The sequence below is a fragment of the Fodinibius salsisoli genome, assembly GCF_026229185.1.
Taxonomy (GTDB): Bacteria; Bacteroidota; Rhodothermia; order Balneolales; family Balneolaceae; genus Fodinibius; species Fodinibius salsisoli.
The window spans coordinates 28,147-54,196 of the sequence record NZ_JAGGJA010000015.1 but is presented as its reverse complement, the minus strand read 5'-3'; the positions used below and the strand labels follow the sequence as shown (position 1 = coordinate 54,196).

At 45.8% G+C, this 26,050-nt stretch carries 24 protein-coding genes; 10 read left to right on the top strand and 14 right to left on the bottom strand.

The window, feature by feature from the left end; genetic code table 11:
* Positions 1-12 precede the first annotated feature (12 nt).
* Together J6I44_RS17365 and J6I44_RS17360 are read right to left on the bottom strand one after the other, a co-directional pair.
* Positions 13-555 (bottom strand): YceI family protein, encoded by a 543-nt coding sequence (locus tag J6I44_RS17365; protein ID WP_265767444.1) that lies wholly within the window; start codon positions 553-555, stop codon positions 13-15.
* A 282-nt stretch (positions 556-837) separates the two neighbouring features.
* On the bottom strand, positions 838-2,034 hold the full coding sequence (locus J6I44_RS17360; RefSeq protein ID WP_265767442.1) for a CynX/NimT family MFS transporter: 1,197 nt from the start codon (positions 2,032-2,034) through the stop codon (positions 838-840).
* Between the two features lie 192 nt (positions 2,035-2,226).
* On the opposite strand from J6I44_RS17360, the gene J6I44_RS17355 reads away from it, so the two are divergent.
* Positions 2,227-3,258: a zinc-binding dehydrogenase gene (locus J6I44_RS17355; RefSeq protein ID WP_265767440.1), complete on the top strand. Its 1,032-nt coding sequence runs from the start codon at positions 2,227-2,229 to the stop codon at positions 3,256-3,258.
* Positions 3,259-3,269: 11 nt separating this feature from the next.
* Positions 3,270-3,707, top strand: coding sequence for a 5' nucleotidase, NT5C type (locus J6I44_RS17350; protein WP_265767438.1), 438 nt, complete (start codon positions 3,270-3,272; stop codon positions 3,705-3,707).
* Between the two features lie 570 nt (positions 3,708-4,277).
* Here the strand turns inward: J6I44_RS17350 and J6I44_RS17345 are convergent.
* From J6I44_RS17345 to J6I44_RS17335, 3 genes are all read right to left on the bottom strand, one after another.
* Positions 4,278-5,300, bottom strand: coding sequence for a Kelch repeat-containing protein (locus J6I44_RS17345; protein WP_265767436.1), 1,023 nt, complete (start codon positions 5,298-5,300; stop codon positions 4,278-4,280).
* 377 nt (positions 5,301-5,677) lie between these two features.
* A complete protein-coding gene (locus J6I44_RS17340; RefSeq protein ID WP_265767434.1) occupies positions 5,678-6,922 on the bottom strand; it encodes a Gfo/Idh/MocA family protein in 1,245 nt (414 codons plus the stop codon).
* Between the two features lie 782 nt (positions 6,923-7,704).
* Complete coding sequence (locus J6I44_RS17335) at positions 7,705-8,274, bottom strand: hypothetical protein (RefSeq protein WP_265767432.1); 570 nt, start codon at positions 8,272-8,274, stop codon at positions 7,705-7,707.
* Positions 8,275-8,391: 117 nt separating this feature from the next.
* Between J6I44_RS17335 and J6I44_RS17330 the strand changes: the two genes are divergently transcribed.
* From J6I44_RS17330 to J6I44_RS17315, 4 genes are all read left to right on the top strand, one after another.
* Positions 8,392-9,678, top strand: coding sequence for an MFS transporter (locus J6I44_RS17330; protein WP_265767431.1), 1,287 nt, complete (start codon positions 8,392-8,394; stop codon positions 9,676-9,678).
* 118 nt (positions 9,679-9,796) lie between these two features.
* Complete coding sequence (locus tag J6I44_RS17325) at positions 9,797-9,973, top strand: histone H1 (protein WP_265767430.1); 177 nt, start codon at positions 9,797-9,799, stop codon at positions 9,971-9,973.
* A 126-nt stretch (positions 9,974-10,099) separates the two neighbouring features.
* Positions 10,100-10,585, top strand: a complete 486-nt coding sequence (locus J6I44_RS17320) for a PH domain-containing protein (protein WP_265767429.1) — start codon at positions 10,100-10,102, stop codon at positions 10,583-10,585.
* The gene (locus J6I44_RS17315) at positions 10,578-12,062 is read left to right on the top strand and encodes a PH domain-containing protein (RefSeq protein WP_265767428.1); all 1,485 of its coding nucleotides are present in this window, start codon (positions 10,578-10,580) and stop codon (positions 12,060-12,062) included. The genes J6I44_RS17320 and J6I44_RS17315 overlap by 8 nt, the downstream gene beginning before the upstream one ends.
* A 16-nt stretch (positions 12,063-12,078) precedes the next feature.
* Here the strand turns inward: J6I44_RS17315 and J6I44_RS17310 are convergent, their stop codons facing one another.
* The 6 genes from J6I44_RS17310 to J6I44_RS17285 form a co-directional block, all read right to left on the bottom strand.
* Positions 12,079-12,552: a hypothetical protein gene (locus J6I44_RS17310; RefSeq protein ID WP_265767427.1), complete on the bottom strand. Its 474-nt coding sequence runs from the start codon at positions 12,550-12,552 to the stop codon at positions 12,079-12,081.
* A 113-nt stretch (positions 12,553-12,665) separates the two neighbouring features.
* Entirely contained in the window at positions 12,666-13,757 is a 1,092-nt protein-coding gene (locus tag J6I44_RS17305; protein ID WP_265767425.1) for a fatty acid desaturase family protein, read from the bottom strand.
* Positions 13,758-13,831: 74 nt separating this feature from the next.
* Complete coding sequence (locus J6I44_RS17300; RefSeq protein WP_265767424.1) at positions 13,832-14,221, bottom strand: response regulator; 390 nt, start codon at positions 14,219-14,221, stop codon at positions 13,832-13,834.
* 78 nt (positions 14,222-14,299) lie between these two features.
* Positions 14,300-15,136: a ZIP family metal transporter gene (locus J6I44_RS17295; RefSeq protein WP_265767423.1), complete on the bottom strand. Its 837-nt coding sequence runs from the start codon at positions 15,134-15,136 to the stop codon at positions 14,300-14,302.
* A gap of 177 nt (positions 15,137-15,313) precedes the next feature.
* Positions 15,314-16,402: a YncE family protein gene (locus J6I44_RS17290; RefSeq protein WP_265767422.1), complete on the bottom strand. Its 1,089-nt coding sequence runs from the start codon at positions 16,400-16,402 to the stop codon at positions 15,314-15,316.
* A gap of 30 nt (positions 16,403-16,432) precedes the next feature.
* Positions 16,433-18,439, bottom strand: a complete 2,007-nt coding sequence (locus tag J6I44_RS17285) for an Ig-like domain-containing protein (RefSeq protein ID WP_265767421.1) — start codon at positions 18,437-18,439, stop codon at positions 16,433-16,435.
* Positions 18,440-18,698: 259 nt separating this feature from the next.
* Between J6I44_RS17285 and gcvP the strand changes: the two genes are divergently transcribed.
* Complete coding sequence (gene gcvP / locus J6I44_RS17280) at positions 18,699-21,614, top strand: aminomethyl-transferring glycine dehydrogenase (protein WP_265767420.1); 2,916 nt, start codon at positions 18,699-18,701, stop codon at positions 21,612-21,614.
* Between the two features lie 94 nt (positions 21,615-21,708).
* Positions 21,709-22,662 carry an ion channel gene (locus J6I44_RS17275; RefSeq protein ID WP_265767419.1) on the top strand — a complete coding sequence of 318 codons (954 nt, stop codon included), beginning with the start codon at positions 21,709-21,711 and terminating at the stop codon, positions 22,660-22,662.
* 86 nt (positions 22,663-22,748) lie between these two features.
* Here J6I44_RS17275 and J6I44_RS17270 read toward each other — a convergent pair whose 3' ends face one another.
* Entirely contained in the window at positions 22,749-23,204 is a 456-nt protein-coding gene (locus tag J6I44_RS17270) for an OsmC family protein (protein ID WP_265767418.1), read from the bottom strand.
* A 193-nt stretch (positions 23,205-23,397) separates the two neighbouring features.
* On the opposite strand from J6I44_RS17270, the gene J6I44_RS17265 reads away from it, so the two are divergent.
* The gene (locus J6I44_RS17265; protein WP_265767417.1) at positions 23,398-24,216 is read left to right on the top strand and encodes a UDP-2,3-diacylglucosamine diphosphatase; all 819 of its coding nucleotides are present in this window, start codon (positions 23,398-23,400) and stop codon (positions 24,214-24,216) included.
* Positions 24,213-25,220, top strand: a complete 1,008-nt coding sequence (locus J6I44_RS17260; protein ID WP_265767416.1) for a glycosyltransferase family protein — start codon at positions 24,213-24,215, stop codon at positions 25,218-25,220. Before J6I44_RS17265 ends, J6I44_RS17260 begins: the two co-directional genes overlap by 4 nt.
* A gap of 60 nt (positions 25,221-25,280) precedes the next feature.
* On the opposite strand, the gene J6I44_RS17255 is transcribed toward J6I44_RS17260, so the two are convergent.
* Both J6I44_RS17255 and J6I44_RS17250 read right to left on the bottom strand, forming a co-directional pair.
* Positions 25,281-25,826 (bottom strand): DinB family protein, encoded by a 546-nt coding sequence (locus J6I44_RS17255; protein WP_265767415.1) that lies wholly within the window; start codon positions 25,824-25,826, stop codon positions 25,281-25,283.
* Positions 25,827-25,862: 36 nt separating this feature from the next.
* Positions 25,863-26,045, bottom strand: coding sequence for a glycine zipper domain-containing protein (locus J6I44_RS17250; protein WP_265767414.1), 183 nt, complete (start codon positions 26,043-26,045; stop codon positions 25,863-25,865).
* Between the last annotated feature and the right edge of the window lie 5 nt (positions 26,046-26,050).

Below are 26,050 nucleotides of genomic sequence, written 5' to 3'. Positions count from 1 at the left end.
TGGATATCGTGTTTATCCGTTTTGGATCAGCTGTATATTAAGGGCTAGTTTTACTTCATCCCCCACCACTACATTTCCAGCTTCTGTAACAGAGTTCCAGGTAAGGCCAAATTCTTTGCGGTTAATGCTTCCATTAATTTCAAAGCCGGCCTTGGTATTTCCATAGGCATCTTCGACCGTACCGCCGTGGGTCACTTCCAGTTCAACTGTTTTTGTTGTATCACGGATGGTAAGATCACCGGTTAGTTTATACTCAGAACTACTAATCTTTTCGAAGGATGTAGAGTCAAAAGCTAATGTTGGATGGTTTTCAGCGTCGAAGAAATCATCTGATTTAAGATGGGCATCCCGATCTTCATTATTTGTTGAAATGCTATTGATGTCTGCTTCGAAATGCGCGTTTGCATCGCTAAAGTCATTGCCATCAGCCTCGATTGATCCTTCAAAAGAGTCAAAGCTTCCGGTGACTGTAGAAATTACCAGGTGTTTAATTTTAAACTGTACTTCAGAGTGAGTGGGATCAATAGTCCAGAGTGTAGCTGTTGCAGTAGACATAAGAGTCAAGGTTTTGATTAATGCTTAATAGTTTAATGTTGAACTAAATATATTTGAAAGAACTTGAGTATCCTAATTGAAAAAAACTATCGCATTGATAGATGGAAAGAGAAGGAGGCTTTGCAAAACCATCACATCCCCGAAAAAATGATCGGGGCAGACTTTGTCATTCTAAACTCGTTTCAGAATACCAGATAGCTTTGATAGCCTTTGAAAGGAGATCCTGAATTCCGAATTCTCGGGAGATGACCAGTCAGGTTTGCAAACCCTCCGAGAAGAGCGTTATTTAATTTGGCCGGGTTCAGCGGCTCCAAGTCCCACCACTAATTTAATAGCGGCAACTAAAAACAAAAATAGAAGTGGTATAAACCAGCCCTCTGTCAGATCGTGTAATGCTCCAAAAAGAGTAGGGCCAATAGCTGCCAGCAAGTAGCCTATCGACTGCGCCATCCCGGAAAGCTCCGTGGCTGTTTCGGTATCTGCGGTACGCAGTACAATGAATAGTAAGGAAAGACCAAAGCTTGCACCCAGTGAAAGGCCAATGAGGGATACCCAGAGTCCGGCAAGAAAGCTATCCGGAAGCATTAATCCTCCCAGGCTAATCACTTCTAACAATAATAAACCCCAGACAATTGAACGTTGATTATCAAGTTTTTCTGCCCAAGTAGGAATAAAAATGGAGCCAAGCACACCCATGCCTTGAGAAAGTGAAAGGAGCCAGCCCGAGGTGTTGGCGTTGAGTCCCCGGTCTTGTAGTATTTCTGGAAGCCAGGCCAGGATGACGTAAAAGGCGAGTGACTGTAAACCCATAAATAGGGCTACTTGCCACGCTTTTTTCTTTCCGCCCAAATCTTTTAAAGATTGGGAAAAACTTCTTTTATGTCTTGGCAGCGTAAGATCCTGTAGCTGCGGTATCCAAATAATCAATCCTATGATCGATACTACACCCCAGGCACCCAGTGCCCAGTGCCAACCCCAGTTAAAATCGAAGGCAAGGGGAACACTGATACCCGCGGCAATCGTGGCTCCAAGGCCCAGCATACTGGAATAAACGCTCGTCATAATGCCTGTGTGGTTGGGAAAATCACGCTTGACAATACTGGGAAGCAACACATTGCCCAGAGCTATGGCAATACCTGCCAACAGGGTCCCCCCAAACAAAGCAACATTATTTGGGATTACCCTGAGAAAAAGTCCACCGGTTAACACAGCCATTGCAACTGCCAGAGTGCCTTCAATGCCCATTTTGCGGGTAAATAGTGGCGTAAGCGTAGAAAGAACTCCAAATGCGAGCAAGGGGAGGGTCGTAAGCAATCCCAGCATAGTGTTTGATAGCCCCGTAGTATCACGTATGGCGCCGATCAAGGGCCCCACTGCTGCCAGCGCTGGCCTTAGGTTTAGTGCAATAAGCAAAATGCCACTAATGAGCAGAATATTTTGCAAGGTTGTATTTTGCTCGTAAGGGGATGATGCGGCCATCGGGCTAATTAGAAAGTCAGAATTGGATGTTAAAATTTCAGGGCTTAAAATACAAAACTATAAAGTGGATTCTTGGTTCCATATCTTACGAATAATCTATGAGTTTCATAGATTTTGTTAATTTGCAGCTAACAAATATATCGATAGCATTTGCTGAATAAAATCATTGAACAATCAAATCAAACTGGCATTATGAGAGCAATAGTCAACGTTGCCAACGGTGGACCAAAAGTATTGGAAGTGCGAGAAAAGCCGGATCTTACGCCGAATCCTAATACCTTGGTTATCGATGTAAAAGCTTCGGGATTAAATTTCGCCGATATATTGGCACGCAAAGGGCAGTATCCGGATGGGCCCTCCAAGCCCTGCGTGATGGGCTATGAGGTATCTGGGATCGTGGGTAGTGTCGGTGAAGAGGTGGATGACCAATGGGTAGGAAAAGAAGTTTTTGCTATGACCAAATTTAAGGGACAGGCTGAACAGGTGGAAGTCCATCCGGAGCAAGTGTTTATTAAGCCCTCTACACTAACATTTGAGCAGGCCGCCGCACTGCCGGTTAACTATTTGACGGCTTATGTTCTGTTGATTGTAATGGGATCGCTGCAATCCGAAGAGTCGGTGCTCATTCACAATGTAGGTGGCGGCGTGGGACTTGCAGCACTGGAGATTGCCCGTCACATAGGGGCCCAGACGTATGGAACAGCCAGCAGGCGCAAGCATGAATTTTTAGCCGAACGTGGACTCGACCATGCCATAGATTATCGCAACGAAGACTGGTATGAGGTATTGATGGAGCTAACCGCTGGCAAGGGGGTGGAACTCATAACCGATCCGTTGGGTGGCAAAGAGTGGAAGAGGAGCTATAAAGCGTTACGGTCTACCGGACGACTGGGCATGTTTGGGATTTCATCCGCCAGTACCAATCGTAAAGGAGGCATTAGTGGTATGTGGCAAATGCTTAAAACCGTCATGCAGATGCCTTGGTATCATCCGCTGCCACTGTTGAATAAAAACCGCGGAGTGTTTGGCGTAAACCTGGGCCACCTCTGGCACGAATCTCAAAAGGCGCGCATCTGGATGCAAAAGCTATTAGACGGGGTGGGAGAAGGCTGGATTAACCCCCATGTAGATGCTACCTTTTCGTTTGATGAAGTAGCCGAAGCCCATCGGTATATTGAGCAGCGAAAGAATATGGGCAAGGTAATCTTAGTCCCACATCGATAAAGCTGACAGATATGGACATCGTATATGTTGACATGGATAATGTGCTGGTCGATTTCCCCTGGGGCATCCGGCAACTTTCCGAAGAGGTGAAAGAGCAGTATCAAGACAATCTGGATGAAATTCCGGGCTTCTTCAGCGATTTGCCACCGGTAGAAGGAGCCATTGAAGGGTTCCGCTTGCTCCAGCAACATTATGATGCTTATATCCTGTCTACGGCTCCCTGGGGCAACCCCTCTGCCTGGACCGACAAGCATCTGTGGGTTAAAAAGCATCTTCCGGAAGCTGGATTTAAGCGGCTTATATTAAGCCACCATAAGAATCTAAATAGGGGGGTATACCTGATTGATGATCGCAAAGCCAACGGGGCCGCAGAGTTTCCTGGTGAACATATTCAGTTCGGATCGGAAGCCTACCCCGATTGGGAAGCGGTGCTTGATTACTTGTTATGAATTTTTCTTTTAGGGTTCGGATCATGATTAAAGAAGAATAGTATTTAATCTCCCTCCACTACGGTAAATCGGCTAAATCGCTCTTACCGCCGGCAGACGGTCACGCCTGTCCCGAATGCTATGACTTTGTCAAGGCTTAAGCGGAACTTTTAGGTACCCACCGTCATCTCGACCAACGGGAGAGATCTTCTATTCATAAGATCGGAGCTGAGAGTAAAGGATTTCTCTCTCCTCCCGACGGTTGTCGGGGTTCGTTCGAAATGACCCTTAAGGAGTGTGATAGTCAATCTACAATAATAGCCTCCCTCGAGCCTTTTCGAATACATTGGGAAGGACACATTGAGGGATTAGAATAGGTCACTTATAATCACCCAACCCCTCTTAATCTCCCCTTCATAAGGGGAGAAAATTTAGGTTACAACTTTTCCCCTCCTTATGAAGGAGGGGCCAGGGGTGGTTGGCTCTGAAGAATACAACTCAACTCCTAAACGGGTTAGGAAGGGTTTTTATCTACCAATATTACTAAATAGTCGCGAAGAAGAGTCCATAATGTTAGAGTCATCCCAAACTTCATTCTGAAACTCCGGAGAGAGAATCAGGGATAGCATACACTTCCTGCGAGTTGATTTCTTCGGCACCCCGTACTTTCGATCCTGCAGCGATATGGACTTTTCCATCAATGATTACCGCCTGGGTGCCATGGCGCCCTTGGTTCAGTGAGGGCAGGGAATGCCATTGACCGGTTTCGGTATTGAACGCTTCGACCTCGGCGTGGGCTGCTTCCTGGGCAGCGCTCTCACCGCCCAAGACAATCAGATAATCACCCACAGATATCGAGGTGCTCCCGGCGCGTTCGGTGGGGAGATCACCGGAAGGAGGGAGCTCAGTCCACTCCTGAGTAGCAAAGTCATAGACATCCACTTCAGGAATGGTCAGTTCAAATGTGGCACCTGTAGCCTGTGAGCTCCGCCTTCCACCAACGGCATAGAGCTTGTCGTTAATAACAGCCAGCTGGAAGTGATCCCGCTTGCGGGGCGCCTTAGTTAACTTGGTCCACTCGCCGGTTTCAGGGTCAAAAGAGTCGAACCAGCGAACATGCCCGTCGGCATGCCCATTCTGGATGCCGCCAGATACATAAATTTTGTCTTTGTATACAGCTGCGCCGGCTGCTCCGCGTCGTCGATCTTCGGGAATAGCCGGGCCTTTGGTCCAGCTGTCGGCTTCGGGATCGTAGATATAAACATGAGCAATAGGATCCTCATATGGATAGTTGCCGTTCAATGCGCCGAGCACATAAATTTTGCCATCATAGGTCACCGCCTGGAAGTGGTGCATCGAAAGGGGAGGCGTTGCCTTGACTTCCCAGCTATTGGTAGCTGGATCAAAGACTTCCACCGGACGCTCACCACGTCCGCCGAGCAGATACAGTTTACCATCCACAGCCGTAGCCGCATTCTCATGGCGATGGGTGGGCTGCTCATCAATATCCAGCAGTTGCCAGTCTTGTGCTGCATTTTGTGCCTGAAGCGGTTGAAAGCTGAGCAGGAGTAGCAGAGTAAAGGTAATCGCAGTTGAAAAAGTAGAGAGTCTCATGGATTCAGTCAGTTTTGAAAATTATAATGCCCGGCGCGTGATTCTATTTTAGGATGTCACAAATTGCAAAATCATTATACAAAGCATTGGGGATGTTCTGCAAGGTTAAGTTTGCCAATGTTTTGTTAACCGAATTTTCTTGTCTGGATAGGAAGTGGGTTTAAATTACTCCTTTATTAATTAATCAATCTCCCTAAATCCCTCTTCTCCAAAGCCTGTCCCGACCACTGTCGGGGAGGGACTTGATTATCTCACAAACTAAGGAGTTCCTCCTTGGAGAAGGAGGTCAGGAGGATTGATATCTAATTTGGTTTATCATTTGAATGTAGAATGTATTATGAATTTGATAGCAAATTGGCTTATAACATTCTGCAAGGTTAATTAAACAGTACCTGGGCGCCTTCTCCCTGGGAAATTAGCGATTGATAGTTTTCCAGTTCTTCATTTACTGCGGAATCGGTAAGATCAATGGTTTTGCCTTGTTCTGCTGCCATATAGGCCGCCTGGCAGAGGTAGGTGGTTTCCCGTCCATAGTCCCAGCTCAACAGGGCATCATGACCGTCAAGGAAGGAGCGCGTCATGTCTTCGAGCTCTGTTACATAGCCATAAAGATCGGCTTCATTGGGCTGAACGGGCATCAGTCCGCGAGAGGAAGTAGATTTTTCCAGCGCTGTTTCGGCATCGGCTACCGCAGAGGCCGCCTCATCACTGATAAAGATTTCCAGGGGCGAAATGAGCGTGTTTACTTCCATGGCATAGCCCGGTCCGAGCGCATCCATCGAGAGGCGGAGCCCTTGTTTGTCATACATCCAGGAGTCGGTAAACTGGGCCTTCACAATCTGGTCGGTCTCCGGGTTCTGGAAAGTGACGATGCCTGTACAGAAGTCTTCGGCCGGCGTTTCGGCATAATCCACGCCAAAGCATTCCTTCAGCTGATCCCGGTACTTCGGCTGCCCCCACTTAAGCAGGCAGGTATCCGCTTGGACGGAGACCGGCTTCATAAAGGTGGGTTCTTTGCCTTCCGGCGTGAGGATATGGCGAGAGATGGCAATGCTGTGGCACCCCATGTCGGAGAGTACCCCTCCGCCTTGCTTTTTGGGATCCCAGAACCAGCTGTTGTGGGGACCTGCATGCTCTTCAGTGCTGCGCGCCAGGGTAAAGTTGCCCATCTCGCGCTGCTGGGGTCGCAGCTGATGCAGCGCATTATTGATGGACCGCATGTGGAGCTGGTTTTCAAAATAAGCCGTCAGCAGGCCGGCAGACTCAGCTAACTCCACCATCCGCTGGGCCTCGGCGATGGTGCGTCCCAGTGGCTTTTCACAGATGATGCCTTTGAGGGGCACGCCCTTCTGAACGGCATCCACAATTTCTTCCACAATAGCCACACGCACATAATTGGGGGCCAACACGGCCACAGCCTCACAATTTTGGCAGACCTCTTCAATGCTGTCGTAAACCTGGCAGTCTCCCAGGTGATGGTCGGCGGCAAATTGTGCTAATTCTTCGGCGCCGCTCCGGTTATAGACCGCGGTGAGTTCAAGGTGGCGAACCTGCTGCATGGCTTTGGCCATAAAATTGGCAATGAATCCCGATCCGATAAATCCCAGTTTAAGTGTTTCCATCCGTCGTATCCGTTTAGTCATTATCATTAGCTGATGAAATAGCTTTTAATGTAAAAAAATGTGGGTAGTAATCTAGCATCATTTTAGTAGGGGGTATGCCATGGCACGGGAGCTTTGCAGAATGTTCGGTTATCAGGATTCAAAGACTTTCTATGCTGCGGATAACCATGTTGGAGAGTTGGCATAGAGTATGTCGGCTTAGTGACAAGGGCAGGTCGTAGGCTACGACAGGGTGCAGTCGGCCCCGCGACAGGATATCGTTGTACCCTACGACATGGTAACGTCTAGCCTACGACAGGATGCTGTCTACCCTACACGAAGTCTCTGCGTAGGGTACATGTAGTCTATACGTAGGCTTCGTACAGGTCATATTGGAGCCTGGGCGCTATGGACAGAGCATGATTGGTAACCATGACTTAACACTTGGAGTGGTTGGAATTGGTTGTGATAAAAAGATCAGTTAATATGGGTAAGCTCTAACTTACACTCTTTTTGCCCCACTCCTTTCCTGAGGCTGTCCAAAAAGTCTCGACAGGTAGTTTACACTTTAATAATTTAAGTTTACGGAAGAAATCGAAGATCAATCCTCCTGTCCTCCTTCTCCAAGGAGGAACTCAGTGATGCAAAAAACAACTCCTATTGTACGGAATAAGCATCCACAAAGTCCCTCCCTGACCACTATCGGGGATGGGGCCACCACAGAAAGCCAAATAGCTTGATAAACTTCCTCTTACAACCGCTAAACATCTTAGAATAAATAATCAGTAACTAATAGGCATACACTACTCATTCATTAAGTCTAATAGTTTGTCGGTCTGCTGCTGGGTTACTTTTTGGATCGAGTTTAGATCGGCCGAAGTCTTGATTTCCTTCAGAGCCCCTTCTGATAACCCTTCTTTTTCATCCATTTCCATCCAGAGTCGATGAAACCGTGCCGCCTGGATGGCTCCTTTTAGCGCATCGGGATTAATGCATTCGCGTGCTGCCAGGTAAGCCGGAGCACTTTTTTCGCCATGGCGAAGCCCTACGGTATCGGTGGCAATGGCTGTACCCTCGGTTTCCTTGTACAGTTCTTCCAGCGATTCGGACTCTACATCTGTTTCAATTGCTTTTTCGGCAAGGTCGAGGATCTTTTTTTGAATAGGTTTAAGCGTTTCATTAATCTCGCGAGCACACCAAACGGCAAACTTGCGTAACTGCATATCCTGGCCTTGTTTATGCAGATACTTTAACAAAGAGGTAACTTCATCATCCTCTTCGTGCACACGTTCCCCGGTTTCGCCATCAATCATGATCATCTTTTGATGCTCCGTATCGTAAATGTAGATAAAATCCTGGTTTCTTTTTTTCATAATAGGACAATTCTTCTGATTCTGAATGCTGCATTAAGTTTATAATAACAGATTGCTTTTCCCAAGTATTCCATCCATTATAACAAACGATAAATTTGGCAATATAGATTTCAACTGATGAGAAAAAAAACGAAAGATTCTACGGCCTCACTCTTTTCATGGGCGCTATATGATTGGGCCAATAGCGCCTTTTTTGCAGTTATCCAGACGTTTGTATTTGCGACTTACTTTATGCAGTCGGTAGCTGAAAATGATACACTGGGCAGTACGCAGTGGGGCAATACCATCGGGGCAGCCGGACTCCTGATTGCCATTTGTGCGCCTTTCGTAGGAGCGGTAGCCGACCAAATGGGGCGCCGAAAGCCATGGATCGGCTGGTTTACGCTGTTAGCTATTTTAGCAACAGCCGGGTTATGGTTCGTGGCTCCTGCGCAACAATTTGTATTGCTGGCACTGGTGTTGGTATTCCTGGGAACAGTGGGCTCTGAATTTGCCATCATTTTTTATAATGCGATGCTGCCTGACCTCACTACCGATGAACGTATGGGCCGTTGGTCGGGCTGGTCGTGGGGATTGGGATATGCCGGCGGACTCGTTTGCCTTGTCATAGCGTTGTTTCTGTTTGTCGATGTGAACCAGCCTCCTTTTGGATTGGATAAAGGATCTGCGGAGCATGTGCGCGCCACATTTGTGTTAGTGGCCGTGTGGTACGCTTTGTTTTCCATACCCCTGTTCCTGGTAACGAGTGATCGCCCGAAGACCGGGGTTAATCTTTCGGCAGCGGTACAGTCGGGCTGGCAGCAACTTAAGGCCTCTATTCGGGAAGTCCGGAAGTATCGTCCCATTGTTCGATTTCTTGTTGCGCGGATGGTTTTTATCGATGCCCTGGCAACCGTCTTTGCCTTTGGCGGTATTTATGCCGCCGGCACTTTTGATCTCGGAGAGCGAGATGTACTTCTTTTTGGCATTGGCCTAAATTTGACGGCTGGTTTGGGAGCCGCCACCTTCGCCTGGCTGGATGACAAGCTGGGCAGTCGCACCACTATGCTGTTTTCATTAGTGGGACTTATCGTATCAACAGCGGCTGTATTATTAGTGCAACAGGTATTTTGGTTCTGGGTATTTGGATTGCTACTGGGCATCTTTGTGGGTCCGGTACAGGCTGCGAGCCGAACCTATATGGGGCACGTGGCGCCGCCGGACTTACAGAACCAGATGTTCGGGTTGATGGCCCTTTCGGGTAAAGTAACCGCTTTTGTAGGCCCACTCTTGGTAGGATGGCTTACGTTTTTTGCAGACAGCCAACGCATAGGAATGAGTGTGATCGTCTTGCTTTTTATTCTTGGATTTGTCCTCCTTTACCGGGTGCCAGAGGCAGAAGAAATAGCTATTGATGATCAGTAGAAAAGATTATTCGCTTTTTTAGCGGATAAAGTGGTACCTTGGGAGCATTATTCTTCGGAACAAGATCCGAAAATGGGAGGTTTCTCTCATTCAACCATAACAAAATATTAAGAATACCATGAGCCGATTTGACGAACTCAAAGGCATTGTAACGGGAGTTGAAGAAGATATGACAAAGTTTTATGAAAAGGGCAACAAAGCCGCCGGCACCCGTGCCCGTAAAGGATTACAGCAACTTCGTAAGCTTTCTCAAGAAGTTCGCCTCGAAATCCAGGATATTAAGAATAACGGCTAAGGCTGTTTATATTTACATTTCTTTTGAAAAGCCACTGCAAAGTGGCTTTTTTTATTTATAGCTTTAGGCAGTATTATTTTTCTGTAGCAGCCTGTGTAAAAACGATAGAACTTAAAGCGATTATTTATGCGTTCTTCTCCTAAATCTAAACTGTCGAAATCTGCCATCAAAGCATGGCGGGTATCTACTACCCTTTTTATGGTTGTGTTGATACTGGTTCCATTGCTGATATGGCTGTTTAGCTTCTTTGGTGGAGATGCTTTTTCGCCATGGCTGTTACTCTCCATTACCATCATTTTAATCATAATGGCAGCCCTCTGTATCTTTTTTATTCCCGAAATTCGATGGAGAAGATGGTCGTACGATATAGACCAGCATGAGATAGATCTGCAAAGTGGCATTTTTATTATTACACGAACACTGGTGCCCATCAAGCGGGTACAGCATGTGGATACCCGCCAGGGGCCGATCTTGCGATCCTATGAGCTTGCTGATGTCACGATCTCTACGGCAGCAACCACGCACCGTATTCCAGCTCTGAATGAGAAAACAGCTGATGAAGTACGAGATCAAATTTCGAAATTTGCACGATTAGCCAAAGAAGATGTCTGAACCGCAACGCCAACATCCGGTTGCAGCTATTACCAAGGCTTTGGATATTATCAGAGGAAATTTTATTACGATTCTGATCCTCATCTTTATCGGCGGCGGCGACCAGGCTGTATTTACTCTTTATTGGATTCTGGGAACCATAGTAGCCCTGCTGGTATGGGGGGTAATATCATGGCTTCGGTTTAGCTTTCAGGTAGAAGAGGGGGAGCTTCGTATTGAACAGGGGGTGCTCATACGGAAGAAATTGTATCTTACTTCCGATCGTATCCAGGTTATTGATATTAGCGCAGGTATTGTACAGCGGCTTTTTGGACTGGTTGCCGTAGAGGTAAAAACAGCCGGAAGTTCATCCAAAGAGGCTAAAATAAGCGCCTTGACTCAAAGCAAGGCGGAAGAACTGAAAGAAAAGCTTCGGCATGGGCAAGCGCCACAGGCAGTGCAAGAGGCTGAGGATGAAGAGGAAAAAAAGTTCGTTAAAAAATATACGCTCGATACGAAAGACCTGCTGATTGCAGCTACAACTTCGGGACGGATGGGGGTGGCATTGTCGGTGGTGGGAGCTATATTTTCCCAAATAGACCAGTTGATTTCCGAAGAGCAGATGTATCAGCTTATAGAAACACATATTCCACGATCAACATCATTATCGCTGGTCATCATGTCGGCTATTGCTATTCTTGTTGTTGCCTGGATGTTATCATTCGTGTCGACCATTATTGCCTACTACGATTTTGAGGTTGAGGTGCGTGATAATGAGTTACTTATTGGTCGCGGGCTTTTTGAGCGAACCCAACTCACTATTCCTTTTAACAGAATTCAGGCGGTTCAGGTTAAAGAAGAGCTTATGCGTCAACCCCTGGGATACGTCTCTTTGGTTATAGAAAGTGCAGGTTATGGAGACAGTCAAGGGAATTCCGCTACGTTATTTCCCCTCATAAAAAAGGGAGATATGTATACCTTTCTGGAGGAGGTAATCCCAGAATATAATTACACAATTAACGATGGATATCAGCGTGTTCCCCGGCGAGCTCTGCGCCGTTACCTGTTGCGTATGCTTTGGTGGACGTTGCCGGTGATATTGTTGGCGTGGGGTACCGTTCCCTATGGCTATTATGCCTGGCTTTTGTTGGTCCCGGCCATGCTGTTGGGATATCAGCAGTATCGGGATGCCGGAATTAGAAATGAAGATGGAACCCTTGTATTAAGCAGCAGACTTTTGAGCAAAAAGACAGCTATTGTAAAGAAGTACCGTACTCAGGCTACTATTATAAAACAGAACCCCTTCCAGCGCCGGCTAAATCTGCATGACTTTACCGTGCATGTAGCAAGTGGGAACCAAGGGCGTTCCTTTGGAGTTCGTGATCTTGCCGATGATACGGTATATGAGTTCTGGCAGTGGATGGAAGTCTCAGAAAAAGTATCCACCGACCCACAAAAAAACAATGAGAATGGCTATATGCCTCCCATTGAGGGCTAAGGCCTTACCAAAAATATTATCCTGCCATAAACTGATGATATATAGCGAGGGTGCAGGCTCCGTAGATGATGTGTAATCCCAAAACATAATAAGGGATAAGTGTTCCCCAGGATGAACCCATGATGCCGGGATCTGAAATGGGCTTCCCTTCTCCGATAGCGGGGTGTGTGTCGGCCAATATGCCCATCATGGAGCCTACAAAAATACCGTGTCCTAATCCCCATAAAATGCCGGCCGGCCAGTTGGGCGTAACGACCATGGCGGTAAGTAGAAAAACATATAGGATGCCCCATCCTGCTCCGAAAAGTAGATGAAGAGCTATACCAACCGTGTAAACCCGTGATTGGTTTTTAATATCTACAAAACGGGTGCCAATTAAATAGGGGATGTCTAAACTTTGGCCACTGACCTTTAGCACGTAAATTAGAAGTGTGAGTATTACAGCGCCTATGAAGCCTGAAAGTGCAGCTATGAGAAGATTCGCTTCCATAAATCCTCCTTATTTTGAGCTTTGCTGATGATGGCTCTCCTTTAATGTAACAGAAGGATAACTATAAAGCTACTGCAATTATGCTTTCATCATCAGGCAGCGTACAGGAGGAATCAATGGCTATAACCGGGTTGCCCAAATTTTTTGAGTGTTCTATAGTGCGATTTAATAGCAATTCCCAGGGTAGGGTGATAGTTATAAGGAATGTCATATTCATTGGCAACACGCCGGACGATAGAACTAATCTCAGGGTAGTGTATACTACAGATCTTTGGAAAAAGATGATGCTCAATCTGATAGTTTAATCCGCCGATGTACCAGCACAATAAATGATTGTTATGCGCGAAGTTTGATGTTGTTTCGAGTTGGTGAATCATCCACGCATTTTCAATATTACCTTCTTCATTTTCGGTGGGATGATCAGTGCCCTCCACCACATGGGCAAGTTGAAAAATGACCCCCAGAATAATGCCGGCAGTAAAATGAACAATCAAAAAACCTATAGCCAGTTGCCACCAGGTTATGGGTAACAGTATCGCTGGCAGAACAAGCATGTATCCATAGTAAAGAAGCTTGGTGATAATAAGGGTAACCCATTCCGCAGCGGGGTGGGATTTGTCTTCGTATGGGCCCAGGCTGGACTGTAAAAAGTATTTATAATCTTTAATAAAAACCCAGAACAGAGTAGCAAAGCCATAGGCTATGAATGCCAGTATATGTTGTACGCGGTGGACGGTCTTGTGTTCGGCATTGGGAGAAAGACGGATAAATTCAGCCACCTCCAGATCTTCATCATGCTCATAAATGTTTGTATAGGTATGATGAATAATATTATGGGTAATTTTCCATATATATCCATTTGCGCCCAAAAGGTCGAAGGTATAACCCAGAATTTTATTTACATATTTATTTGAAGAGTAAGCGCCATGCAAAGCATCGTGGGAAACGGAAAACCCAATGCCAGCCATACCTATACCCATTAGGAAACAGAAAAAAGCCATGCTCCATAATCCAAAGGCCCCACTAATAATCAGACCATAGGCACCAAAGTAGATAGTTAGGAGGATAACCGTTTTTATAACCATCCTGCTATTGGCCTTTTTAGAAAGGTTGTTGGCCTTAAAATAATGGTTGACTTCTTTTTTTATTTCGCGAGCAAATCCTTTTCGATCTTTTCCTTTAAACGATATCCTAGTTGCTGACATGTAAAAAAATCCCTGAGCTATAATTGAAGTGCATTGGGACAATATGAATAAATATTGTCAGGAAAGAAAATGATTTATAGGGGGTGGTCGGTAGCAACTTTTCTGATGGATGCTTTTAAGTCTTCCATCTGAATGGGTTTGACCAGATAGTCAATATAGTTTGTTTTCTTGGCCCGTGACCGGTAATACTGGTCGGAATTACCGGTGATATAAATGACTGGCACCGTTGAAGATTTTCGTATTTCTTGCATGGCCGAAATACCATCTATTTCTCCCTTCAGTTGTATATCCATCAGTATAATGTCGGGTGAAAGCTTAAGCGCTAATTCGATGGCTTTTTTACCAGTCGTTGCTTTATCTAAAACATGATACCCAACTTTTTCAATCATTTGTTCCAACACCATAGAAATGATCATATCATCCTCTACAATGAGAACATCTTTTTTCGGGGGGAAATCCGGCATAAGTACTGGTCACCACTATTCTATTCTGCAAAGTAATAGAAAGATAATAAATACTTAATAAAAGTAAGTTATTTAAAATTATCCTAATGCAACATCCAGAAGCATCATAATGCTGAAACCAACCATAGTCCCCATGGTGGCTATATCCGTATTACCTTTTAGCTGTGACTCAGGAATCAACTCTTCGACTACTACATAAATCATAGCGCCTGCTGCAAAAGCCAGGGCATAGGGTAGAATAGGCTGCACCAGCAGGACAGCCGCCGCGCCAATAACCGCAGATATAGGTTCGACAATACCGGATAATTGTCCATACCAGAAGCTTTTTCCTACTGAAACGCCTTCACGTCTCAGGGGTACTGATACCGCTGTTCCTTCGGGAAAGTTTTGGATGCCAATACCAATTGCCAATGCTACAGCACCTGCAATGGTTGCTCCACCGGCAGCCTCTATCCCTGAAGCTGCAGCACCGAAAAGCACTCCTATAGCCAATCCTTCGGGGATATTATGGAGCGTAATGGCTAATACCAATAGTGTAGCCCGTCGCCAAGAGGTTTCAACACCCTCTGCTTCGTCTGTCGGAAATCCCAAATGCAGATGAGGCATATAGGCGTCACAAATTCGCAGAAAAACACCTCCGGTTAAAAAACCGATGACTGCAGGTAGCCAGGCGGTAATCCCTTGGGCAACAGCCATATCAATAGATGGGGCAAGCAGAGACCAAAAGCTTGCAGCAATCATAACGCCTGCTGCAAAGCCGAGCATGGCATCAAGCACCTTTTGATTTATTGTGCGAAAGAAAAAGACAAGAGCAGCTCCGAGAGAAGTGAGTCCCCAGGTAAAAAGCCCCCCAAAAAGGCTTTGATAAACGGGGCTTATTGAGATAAACCATTCCTTTATTTCAGCAAATTCCATAAATAAATTGTTTCAGGTACGAATAATTTTAAAGGGAAGGATAAGAAAGAAAAAGCTAAAACAAAATATTTTTTTAGCTTAAGCTAAATTCGAAGGTTCGGATACGGCTAATTCCCTATACCAATTAGGTTAAAGGAAGTGAGTGGCTATACTGTGTAAATAAAATTAAGGAATTTTTCAGTCAGTTTTCTTCCAGTAGATGATGCCACCGGCCTGTTTGCCTACTTCTATAACTTCCACCCGTTTCTGAGTAAGAAGGTTAATGACCTCAACGGAACCGGCTTCGCCTCCGACCCCTTCCACGGAAATAAAGGCAAAATGACTATCGGGAGAGATAGTTACTCCATGGGTTACTTTACGGCTATTGGTAATTTTTGCAACTTCCTGACCAGATTCTAAGTTCCAGACGCCGGTAGCGCCTTCTCCTTTATAGCTGGCAACCAGCCACTTTCCATTATTGCTGACCTCTAAATTGTAGGGTGCTTTACCACTTTTAAAACGGCGGCTAACTTCCCATGCTTTGGTATCAATTTCCAGGATTTCATCAGATCCATTGCCAGCTACATAGACTAGATCCTGCGAAGGGTGGGGATCGGCCCAGGTGGGTTTTACTACAGGGGCGGGCATGGTTCCATTTGCCATCTTATCAGGGGTAGAAGAAGGATTGGAGTTCAGGTTAAGTCGCCTACTGATCTCCATGTTCGCAGTATTGATCTCCATCAGCTCATCGGTCATCATGGAAACATGGTACTGGAATTTGCCGTCTGTGGTAATCCGAGACCCATGGGGCATGATGCCGGTGGTAATGTCAGCGACCACGGCCATAGCTTCGGGATCAACGACCGAAACCGTACTGGGCTCCATATCGCCATGCAGGTTGAAATTAACAACATAAAGCAGTCCCGTCACGGAAGAGACTTCCATGCTGGCTGGAAACATACCCAGCTCCGTACGACTCACAAACTCATTTGATCCGGTTTTGAATTTGTACAGCCAACCATAGGGGGTTCCATGGGCAACCGATAAGTACCAGTAGTTGCCGTCAAGCCCTATATTGATGCCATGAGGCCCTTCCGTTTCCGTAGGATATTCGCCCACTGGAATAACATCACTGATGTTTCCTTGTTGCGTGTTGGCATTAAATGCTATTTCATACACTTTATCATCCGATTCCGCAGTCACATAGATATGATGTGTTTGTGCCACCGTAGATTGGAAGGCACATACACATAAGGCAAATAGAAGAGTAAAAAAAGAACACTTCATAGCAATATAGATAGAATTTTAGCCTTGGGATTAGTCTTCAAGTTTCAGCGCCCAGATGCCAGAGTTCCAGTCGGAGACAAATATATGCCCTTTATAAGGTTGGGGTCCCCACGTCATTGCAGCATTGGGGATGATCCCTTCATGGTGGGTGGGTACGTATTTTGCAATCTCACGGCCCTGATCATAAAGGTTGCCCATCAACTCACCGGAAATGTCGACGACACGCAGACCGGCATTGTAGTAAGCGATATAAAGCGTATCATCTTTAACCCAAAAGTTGTGTGTGCCTGCTTCTGGTACCTGGTAGCGAGCCACTTCTTTGGGATTGTCCCATCCATCCTCAAATTTCACAAAGTGAATCCATCCTGCCGGAATGGTCGGTTTGTCATGCACAAAAAGTCCATTTGGAAAGGCTTCATCTCCGGCGATAACATAAAAATCATCCGTTGATTTACTCTTGAAGGGAAAAGCCGCATGGTTCCACCCACTGGGATAACTGTAGCTACCCAGCTTAACCGGGTTTTTAAGGGAGCCGACGCCCGTGCTGTGCTGCTCCGGAGACTGGGCATTCGGTGTGCTCCCCACATCAACGGCTACGATACCGTCATCCCAATTGGAGGAGTAAGCAATACCGTTTTCTACCCACACATCATGGATAGAATGGCCCGGAGTATCAAGCTCAAAACGACTCACTGTTGCGGGGTTTTCCGGATCACTGATATCAATAATATCATAACGGCGGCCGTTATTTACAGCAAAGACATGATCCTGATAGATAAAAGAATTGTGAACTCCGCCGGTCAGCCCTCGCGTATATTCAGAGATGATGCTCACATTGCGTGGATCACTGACATCTAAAATAACGATGCCATTTTTTCGATCGGATGCTCCTTCGCGAGTGATGACCCCAATGCGTCCGTCTTCTGAAATCTTAACATCATTGACGGTTCGGGCATCCACGGTAACAGTATCGATGATAGACATATTTGCAGGATCCGTTACATCCCAGAAGTAAGTTTCCCCATTGCCACCCCATGTTCCGGTGATAGCATAATCGCGACCATCAACGCCCTCCCAGACCCAGAGATCCGAGGTATGAACATCACTCACAAGTCCATGCCCCACTACTTCTAACTCTTTCTGGATGTCGCGGGCATCTACGCGGATGGTATTTTCAGCAGATACATTTCCGGCTCGGGCCACAATGGTATAGAGCCCCGGCTTGTTAGCTACAAAGCGTCCGTCATCCTTAATTTGTCCGGATGTTCCTTCGCCCAGATTATCGTCTGGTTGGGCTGTAAAGGTATATTCAACAGGCAAATCGTTAACCACTTCACCAGAAGCGTCCAAGGGTTGGGCGTCGAAGTGAACAACATCACCGGAACGTGTATTCTGGGCATCGTTTTGCAGCTGAATGTCGGTAACGGGATTTTCTACAATTTTAATCTCTTGTTGGGCCGTTACATCTGCTGTTTTAGCAGTGATGGTTACCGATCCGGGCTTTTGGGCGTAAAGCTGATCAAACTCATTAATTGAAGCAACGGCTGGATCTGAGCTGGAAAGCTGAATTTGTGCATCCTCGCGACTCATGTTTTTGGCATCCGTAGCGGAGAGTTTAACAGGTATTTTAGAGTTGGCATACAGCTGTTTGGGCAGATCCTGGAACGAAATAGCGGTAATAGGCGGATATGAAACGACGACCTGAATTGATTTGTTAATTCGATTGCTGTCAGGAGACATGGCAACTGCCTGAAGTTCAAAGGTTCCCGGTTGCAGGGCCTTGACCTTCCCGGTTTGGCTAACGGACACGCTCGTACGATCTCGCGAATAGAAAAGCACAGAGTCTTGGACAACATTACCATTAGCACCCTGAAGGGTAGCTGAAAGTTGAGCCGTTTCGTCCATTTGCAGCTTCAGTGATTCAGGAGAAACAACAATTTGGTAATCATCTGCCTGTTGAGCACAACTGGATCCTACGGTGAAGAGAAGCAGTAAGGAGCAGAAGGCTGTACAGAAAAGGTATTTGATGCTTTTCATAAAAGAGTTTTCTTAGTTGAGTAATTGGTTACATAAGTAATCAAAATGTGCAGAATAGAAAAGGCTTTGTTACGATTTTTTACATTGGTTCCGTTTTGTTTCTGCGTTGGTTAAATCATGGTCTAAGCCTGTTAATTTTGACCTTTTATGCTTACCTTCTTCCATCTTAAAAACTGCCCATACAGGGGAGCGATTGAGGAAGGCTTATATCGCAAGGTGGTTATTTGTTTAATGATTTTCAATAATAACTGATGCTTAAATGAGTATTAATTTCAACAAAGAACGTTTTTTACACCGCCACATTGGAACAGATGCTGATCAGATTACTGAGATGCTGTCAGAAATTGAGGCTTCATCACTGGATGAGCTGATGGATCAGACGGTTCCAAAGAATATTCGATTGACCGATGAGGTCGACCTTGATGAACCGATGAGTGAATATCGCTTCCTGGAACAGTTCCGTGAGCTGGCTTCTGAGAATGATATCTATGATTCTTACATCGGCATGGGCTATCATGATACCTTAACGCCCAACGTCATCTTGCGCAATGTGCTTGAAAATCCGGGATGGTATACCGCCTATACGCCCTACCAGGCAGAAATTGCACAGGGGCGCCTGGAAGCTCTGATTAACTTCCAGACGATGGTATCCGATCTTACGGGTCGGGAGCTGGCTAATGCCTCCCTTTTGGATGAGGGCACAGCTGCTGCGGAAGCCATGTCAATGTTTTACAACATGCGCCGTGGGGCAAAGCGGAGAGAGGCCCACACATTCTTTGTCTCTGAACTCTGCCATCCGCAAACAATTGAAGTTGTAAAAGGCCGGGCCGAACCACTGGATATTGAGGTAGTCGTAGGCGATCATCATGAGCTGGATGTAACGGACACCAATCTCTTCGGACTGCTGCTGCAGTATCCAGCGACGGATGGATCGGTGGAAGATTACAGCAGCCTGATTGAAGCGGCGCGTGAACAGGGCAATCAAGTTGCGGTGGCAGCTGATTTGCTGAGCTTAACGCTGCTTACACCACCGGGTGAGATGGGCGCCGATGCTGTGGTTGGCACAACACAACGATTTGGTGTTCCCATGGGGTACGGCGGTCCACATGCGGGATATTTTGCCACGCGGGAGAAATATAAGCGTAAAATTCCGGGTCGTATCATCGGCGTTACCCAGGATACAGAAGGTAATCCGGTCTATCGGATGGCACTGCAGACGCGCGAGCAGCACATCCGTCGCGAAAAGGCGACCTCCAATATTTGTACAGCCCAGGTTTTACTGGCTGTCATTGCCGGATTTTATGGCGTCTATCACGGCCCCAAGGGGTTGCGACGTATTGCCGCACGTATTCATGGCCTCGCCAAAGTGATGCATCAAGGGTTAGGAAAATTGGGTTTTGATGTTGCTCACGACCACTATTTTGATACACTTAAAGTGAGTCTTAAAGATGAAAATCAGCAGCAAGAAGTGCGGGAGAAGATGATTGCACAGAACGCCAATCTGCGATATTTTGAAGACGCTTCTGTGGGCATTTCTTTCGATGAAGTCAAAGATTTGGATCATGTACAGCAGTTGTTGACCGTTTTTGCTGAGATCATAGATTCTGAAAATATTATTGATGCCAAGAAGGTTGCCGAAGAAGTATCGGTTGATTTTCCCCAAGCATTGACTCGCACTTCTGATTACCTGGAGCATCCGGTATTTAATCTATATCATTCAGAGCACGAGATGTTACGCTACCTGAAGGAGTTAGAAAACAAGGACCTATCATTGGTTCACTCCATGATTTCGCTTGGTTCATGTACGATGAAATTGAATGCCACGGCCGAGATGATTCCTCTTACCTGGCCGGAGTTTGGAAAAATCCATCCGTTTGCACCAGATGAGCAGGTTAAGGGGTATCACAAACTGTTTGATAAGTTTGAACAGCAGCTCAAAGCCATTACCGGTTTTGAAGCCGTTTCTTTACAACCAAATTCAGGGGCACAAGGTGAGCTGGCTGGTTTAATGACTATTCGGGCTTATCACCGGCATCATGGCGAAGAGCACCGTAATGTAACGATCGTACCGGATTCTGCTCATGGTACTAATCCTGCAAGTGCGGTGATGGCTGGAATGGAGGTGGTGGTTACCAAATGTGACGAGCACGGTAATATCGATCTCGATGACCTGCGCGAAAAGGCGGACGAACACAAAGATGACCTTGCAGCGCTGATGGTTACTTATCCCTCAACACATGGAGTTTTTGAGGAAGATATCAAAGAGATTTGTGAGGTCGTCCATAATCATGGTGGTCTGGTTTATATGGATGGGGCCAACATGAACGCACAGGTGGGCTTGACAAGTCCCGCTGAAATTGGGGCTGATGTCTGTCACCTGAATCTGCACAAGACGTTCTGTATTCCCCATGGCGGTGGCGGTCCGGGTATGGGACCTATTGCTTCAACCAGGGAACTGGCTCCGTTCTTGCCGGGTAATCCCGTGATTAAGACGGGGGGAGAACATGCTATCGATGCTATCTCAGCAGCGCCTTGGGGGAGTGCCAGTATTCTCACTATTTCTTATGCCTATATTAAAATGATGGGAGCAGAGGGCTTGACCCGTGCTACGGAAATAGCAATCCTCAATGCAAACTACTTAAAAGATCGCCTGGAGGAACATTATCCTATTCTTTATACCGGACAGAATGGACGTGCAGCCCATGAATTTATCGTGGATCTGCGCCCGTTCAAACAATCCGCAGGAGTAGAATCCGTTGATGTTGCTAAACGACTAATGGACTACGGTTTCCATGCTCCTACGATGTCGTTTCCTGTCCCGGGTACGCTGATGATTGAACCTACCGAGAGTGAGTCCCAAAAAGAGCTGGACCGCTTTTGTGAGGCGATGATCTCAATCCGTAAAGAAATTGAAGCTATTGAAAATGAAGAGTTGGATGCGGAAGATAATCCGTTAAAAAATGCCCCGCACACGATGAGGGTAGCCCTTGAAGGGGAGTGGAGCCATCTCTACAGTCGTGAGCAGGCGGTCTTTCCGCTGGATTATCTCCGGTTCAACAAGTTCTGGCCGGCCGTTGGTCGCGTCGATGATGCTTACGGTGATCGAAACCTGATGTGCAGCTGTGTGCCGGTGGATGCTTATAGTGAAGGCCAAGAGCCGGCTGCGGTAGATTAAAATTAGTACTGAGGCTGGTTGCTCCCTCTGATTCTTATGATCGATCGGTTAAGAAATATAAAGAATGGGCTTATCAACCTAACTGTCGGGAGTTATGTTAAACTGGAAGAAGTATAAGCAAAATATTCGTGAAGAATTTCAGGATCTGGGGTTTGGATCACGGGTGGGGAATACCGGGAATTATCGGTTGCTCAATAAGGATGGCAGCTTTAATGTTAGGCGCGATGGACTCTCTTTTTGGGAGTCCATGACTTTGTACCAGGTGATGCTGCGTCTTTCCTGGCCCAAATTTTACCTGATCACTTTGGGTGCTTACCTATTGATCAATGCCTTCTTTGGCATAGGATATATGCTTTTTGGTCCGGATGCTATTGCCGGGGTACAGGTCACCGGCGTCAACTCTTCTTTCCTGAATGCATTCTTTTTTAGCGTTCAGGCTTTTACAACGGTCGGCTTTGGTCAGCTCACACCTGTAGGACTTGGAGCCAATATTTTATTTACTGTAGAATCCTTTTTTGGATTATTGGGCTTTGCATTGGTGACGGGTTTTATGTTTGCACGGTTTTCTCGTCCTCATGCTAAGATTGCTTTTAGCAATGAAGCACTCATTGCCCCATATCAGGGAGGGCAGGCCCTGATGTTTCGGATTGCCAATAAGCGGCGCGGTCAACTGGTTGAACTTTCTGCCAAAGTGGTGTTTTCATACCTTGAGAACGGTCACCGACAGTATGAAGAGTTAGCACTGGAACGCGATAGCGTCACCTTCTTTCCTTTAAATTGGACAGTGGTACATCCAATGACAGAGGAAAGTCCCTTAGCTCAGCAGGATGCGGATACACTGGAGGAGAAGGATGCAGAAGTGTTGATTTTGCTAACCGGCTATGCCGAAACCTTCGCTCAAACGGTACATACCCGCTCTTCTTACAAGTATTCTGAAATAAAGTGGGGAGCACGCTTTGCTGATATTTTTACAATCCATGAAGATGGCCGTATGGGAATCGATATACAGGGACTGAGCGATTATGAAGAGATAAAGGGCAGTATATGATGTAGTCCACTTCTCAAGTGGACTACATCTTACATCTCGAGGGAAAGAAGAGTTGTAGGCCACCGCACAGGTGGACTACAACAATGCTATTTATGTGTAATTGAGCTCTCTATTTTCATATTGCCCATTAAGGTGCGGTGTACCGGGCATTTTTTTGAGATATCCAAAATCTTCTGAACTTGCTCATCGGTAAGATCACCTTCCACGATCACCTCTTTTTCAATAACATCGATTTTGCTCTTGGGATCTTCGCAGTTGTCGCAGTCGGCACTATGTTTTTTGCTGTGCTTGAGTTCCATAAAGACATCATCCAGTGGCCATTCTTTTCGCTTAATGTACATTCGGATCGTCATGACGGTGCAGGAGCCCAGCGACATCAACAGGTAGTCATAGGGGTCCGGCCCCTGATCTTCGCCTCCCTTCACGGTTTTCGGCTCATCAGCAATCAATTCATGATCACCCGCGGTTAATGTGGTTGTGAAGGTTTCTTCTTTGGGGAGGTGTACGTGCACGATTTTCTGTTTGTTTGCCTGGTCAGCCATAATGCACTTTTGTTAATTAGGATGATATTGAAAGTCTTAGGATAGCTATAAACTGGTGAAAAGGAAAGGTAAACCGGGTTCACAGAGGGAGAGGAGGTAAAAGTTCCTTAACAAAGCCTTGATTAGGAGTTAATGCAGAGGCTATCCTTCAATAATATAGATCCTGTTTATTACCAATAAACAATATTCGTCTATGGTAAATAAACGTACGGTTGATATTGTAGTACTCTCGGATCTACATCTTGGCACAGTAGGCTGCCACGCGGTAGAGCTGGTTCAGTATTTAAATTCCATTGAACCCCAAATACTCATCCTTAACGGTGATATTTTTGATATCTGGAACTTTAAAAAATATTACTGGCCTGAGACGCACATGCAGGTGGTAAAATGCTTCTTGAGCATGATGGCCAATGGTACGGATATCTATTATCTGACCGGTAACCACGATGAAGTAATTCGGAAAATATCGAGCCTGCAGATTGGTCCTCTTTTCGTTAAGGATAAACTTGTTTTAGATCTGAATGGCGAAAAATGCTGGGTATTCCATGGTGATATTTTTGACATCACGATGAAGCAGACCAAATGGATAGCGAAAATTGGAGGCAAGGGCTATGACCTTCTTATCCTAATGAACCGAGCAGTCAATTACCTGCTAAAAAAGTTTGGTCACGACAAAATTTCTCTATCCAAACGCATTAAGAATAGCGTTAAAAGGGCGGTCCGTTTTATTGATGACTTTGAAGTGTCGGCCATGGATCTGGCCATCCAGAATAAGTATGACTATGTCATTTGTGGCCATATTCACCAGCCGAAGATTCGCGGTTACGAAAATGAAGAGGGCTCCGTAATCTATATGAATTCCGGAGACTGGATAGAAAACCTAACCGCGCTGGAGTATGATGGCAAAGAATGGTCGATGTATAAATATGAAGAAGATGAATTTATTAATAAGAATGAATCGCCGGTGATTCCAATCCGGCATAAACTAAAAGGAACAGCAGTCATAGGATGAAAATACTCTACGGTATTCAAAGTACAGGACATGGTCACCTTAGCCGGGCACGTGAACTATTGCCCGAACTTAGTAAGCACGCTTCGGTAGATGTGATGGTTAGTGGCCATAACAGTAGACTGGAGCTGGATAATCCCATTAAATATCGTAAGCGTGGAATTAGTCTTACCTACGATAGTAATGGCGGCGTTTCTGTGCTGGGTACGCTTAGAGATTTGCGACCTATTCGATTTATTTCAGATGTTCATTCTATCACCATAAGTGATTATGATTTGGTGGTAAGTGACTATGAGCCCGTCTCCGCTTGGTCTGCTAAGTTTGATAATGTCACCTCCGTGGGGTTAAGCCACCAAGCAGCCTTTCTGTCGCCCCAAACACCACGACCACTTAAGCGATCAAGGACCGCGGAAGCCTTGCTGCAGCATTTTGCGCCAACGGATCGGGCGGTAGGGTTTCATTTTAAACCGTATGATGATTTTATTGAACCGCCCATCATTCGTTCCGAAATCCGTAAGCTGAAGGTCAAAAGGTGGAATCACGTCACGGTTTATTTGCCAGCTTATCATCATGAAGTGCTGCAGCAAATTTTTGCTCCTTTTACCCATATCAATTGGCATATTTTCTCGCCGGCTTGTAAAAAGACATTCGAAAAAGGAAATTGCTTGATTCACCCGGTTAGCTATGGTGCCTTTTTGGATAGCTTTGCTTCTTGCTCTGGAGTCATCTGTAGCGCAGGCTTTGAAACCTGTGCAGAAGCGATGTACCTGGGCAAAAAGTTACTTGTTGTTCCAATCCGGAATCAGTACGAACAAGCCTGCAATGCTGCGGCCCTCGAAGAAATGGGCGTGCTAACCCTCGATAGCCTGGATAACTGTTCGCTTCGGCTTTGGAATTGGTTGGAGGATTACCGCGTGGTAACTATTGATGAGGTTGCAGATCCTAAAAACATCGTCGATCGTATTTTGTTACAGGAAATCCAGTCTAAAGAGCTGGCTTATGGATAAATTGGTTATTGGTTTAGGCTCTCTAATAACCAGTACCCAATAACTAAAAACTAACCAAATCTACTGGGTTATCTCTAAATCATACTGATCTCTTAATACATTCAGGTGGTGTTGCTCATGGCCGGCAATAATATGCACTAATGCCCGGACTGATAGGGTTGCATTATTGGCCGTGCCCGTACGTTTTGTTTGTTCTTCTGTGAAACTATTGAATAAACTAATATTGGCATTGCGTTGGGCATCATATTCAGATGACAAGCTTTGTAAAGATCGCTGGTCAAAGGAGGCATGCTCTACATATTCATCCTGATTATAGCCGGGCAGGGATGCTTGTTCCCCACGAGCAATACACAGGGCACGGTAGGCCATCACACGCTCAGTATCAATAAGATGTCCAATAACTTCTTTGACGCTCCATTTATTTTCAGCATAGCGATGCTGGGCTTGTTTAGCATTGAGCTGCTGAATGAGTGTGAAAACCTGTTGGCCTTGCTGAATCAGGAGCTGTATGACATTAGGCTCGGTGACGAGATGGATATAACCTTCATAAAAGTCGTTATATTCAGTAGAATCAGGATGGTTTTCATCCCATGTTAGTAGTGCCATGTGGTTGAGAATATAATGTGGTTATAATTGGGGATATTATTTTTTTAGTAATGGGACCAAAATTAAGCCTAAAGCAGGTCCCAAAGCCAGCCAAAGTGCAATATTATTAGTGGCTACACCGATGGCCGTTCCTATCGCTACTCCGAGCGATATGCCTACTGCTATGCTTTTATCAGAGTTTCCGCAATACCAATTACTTTTGTGTTGTTTACTTTCCATAATGA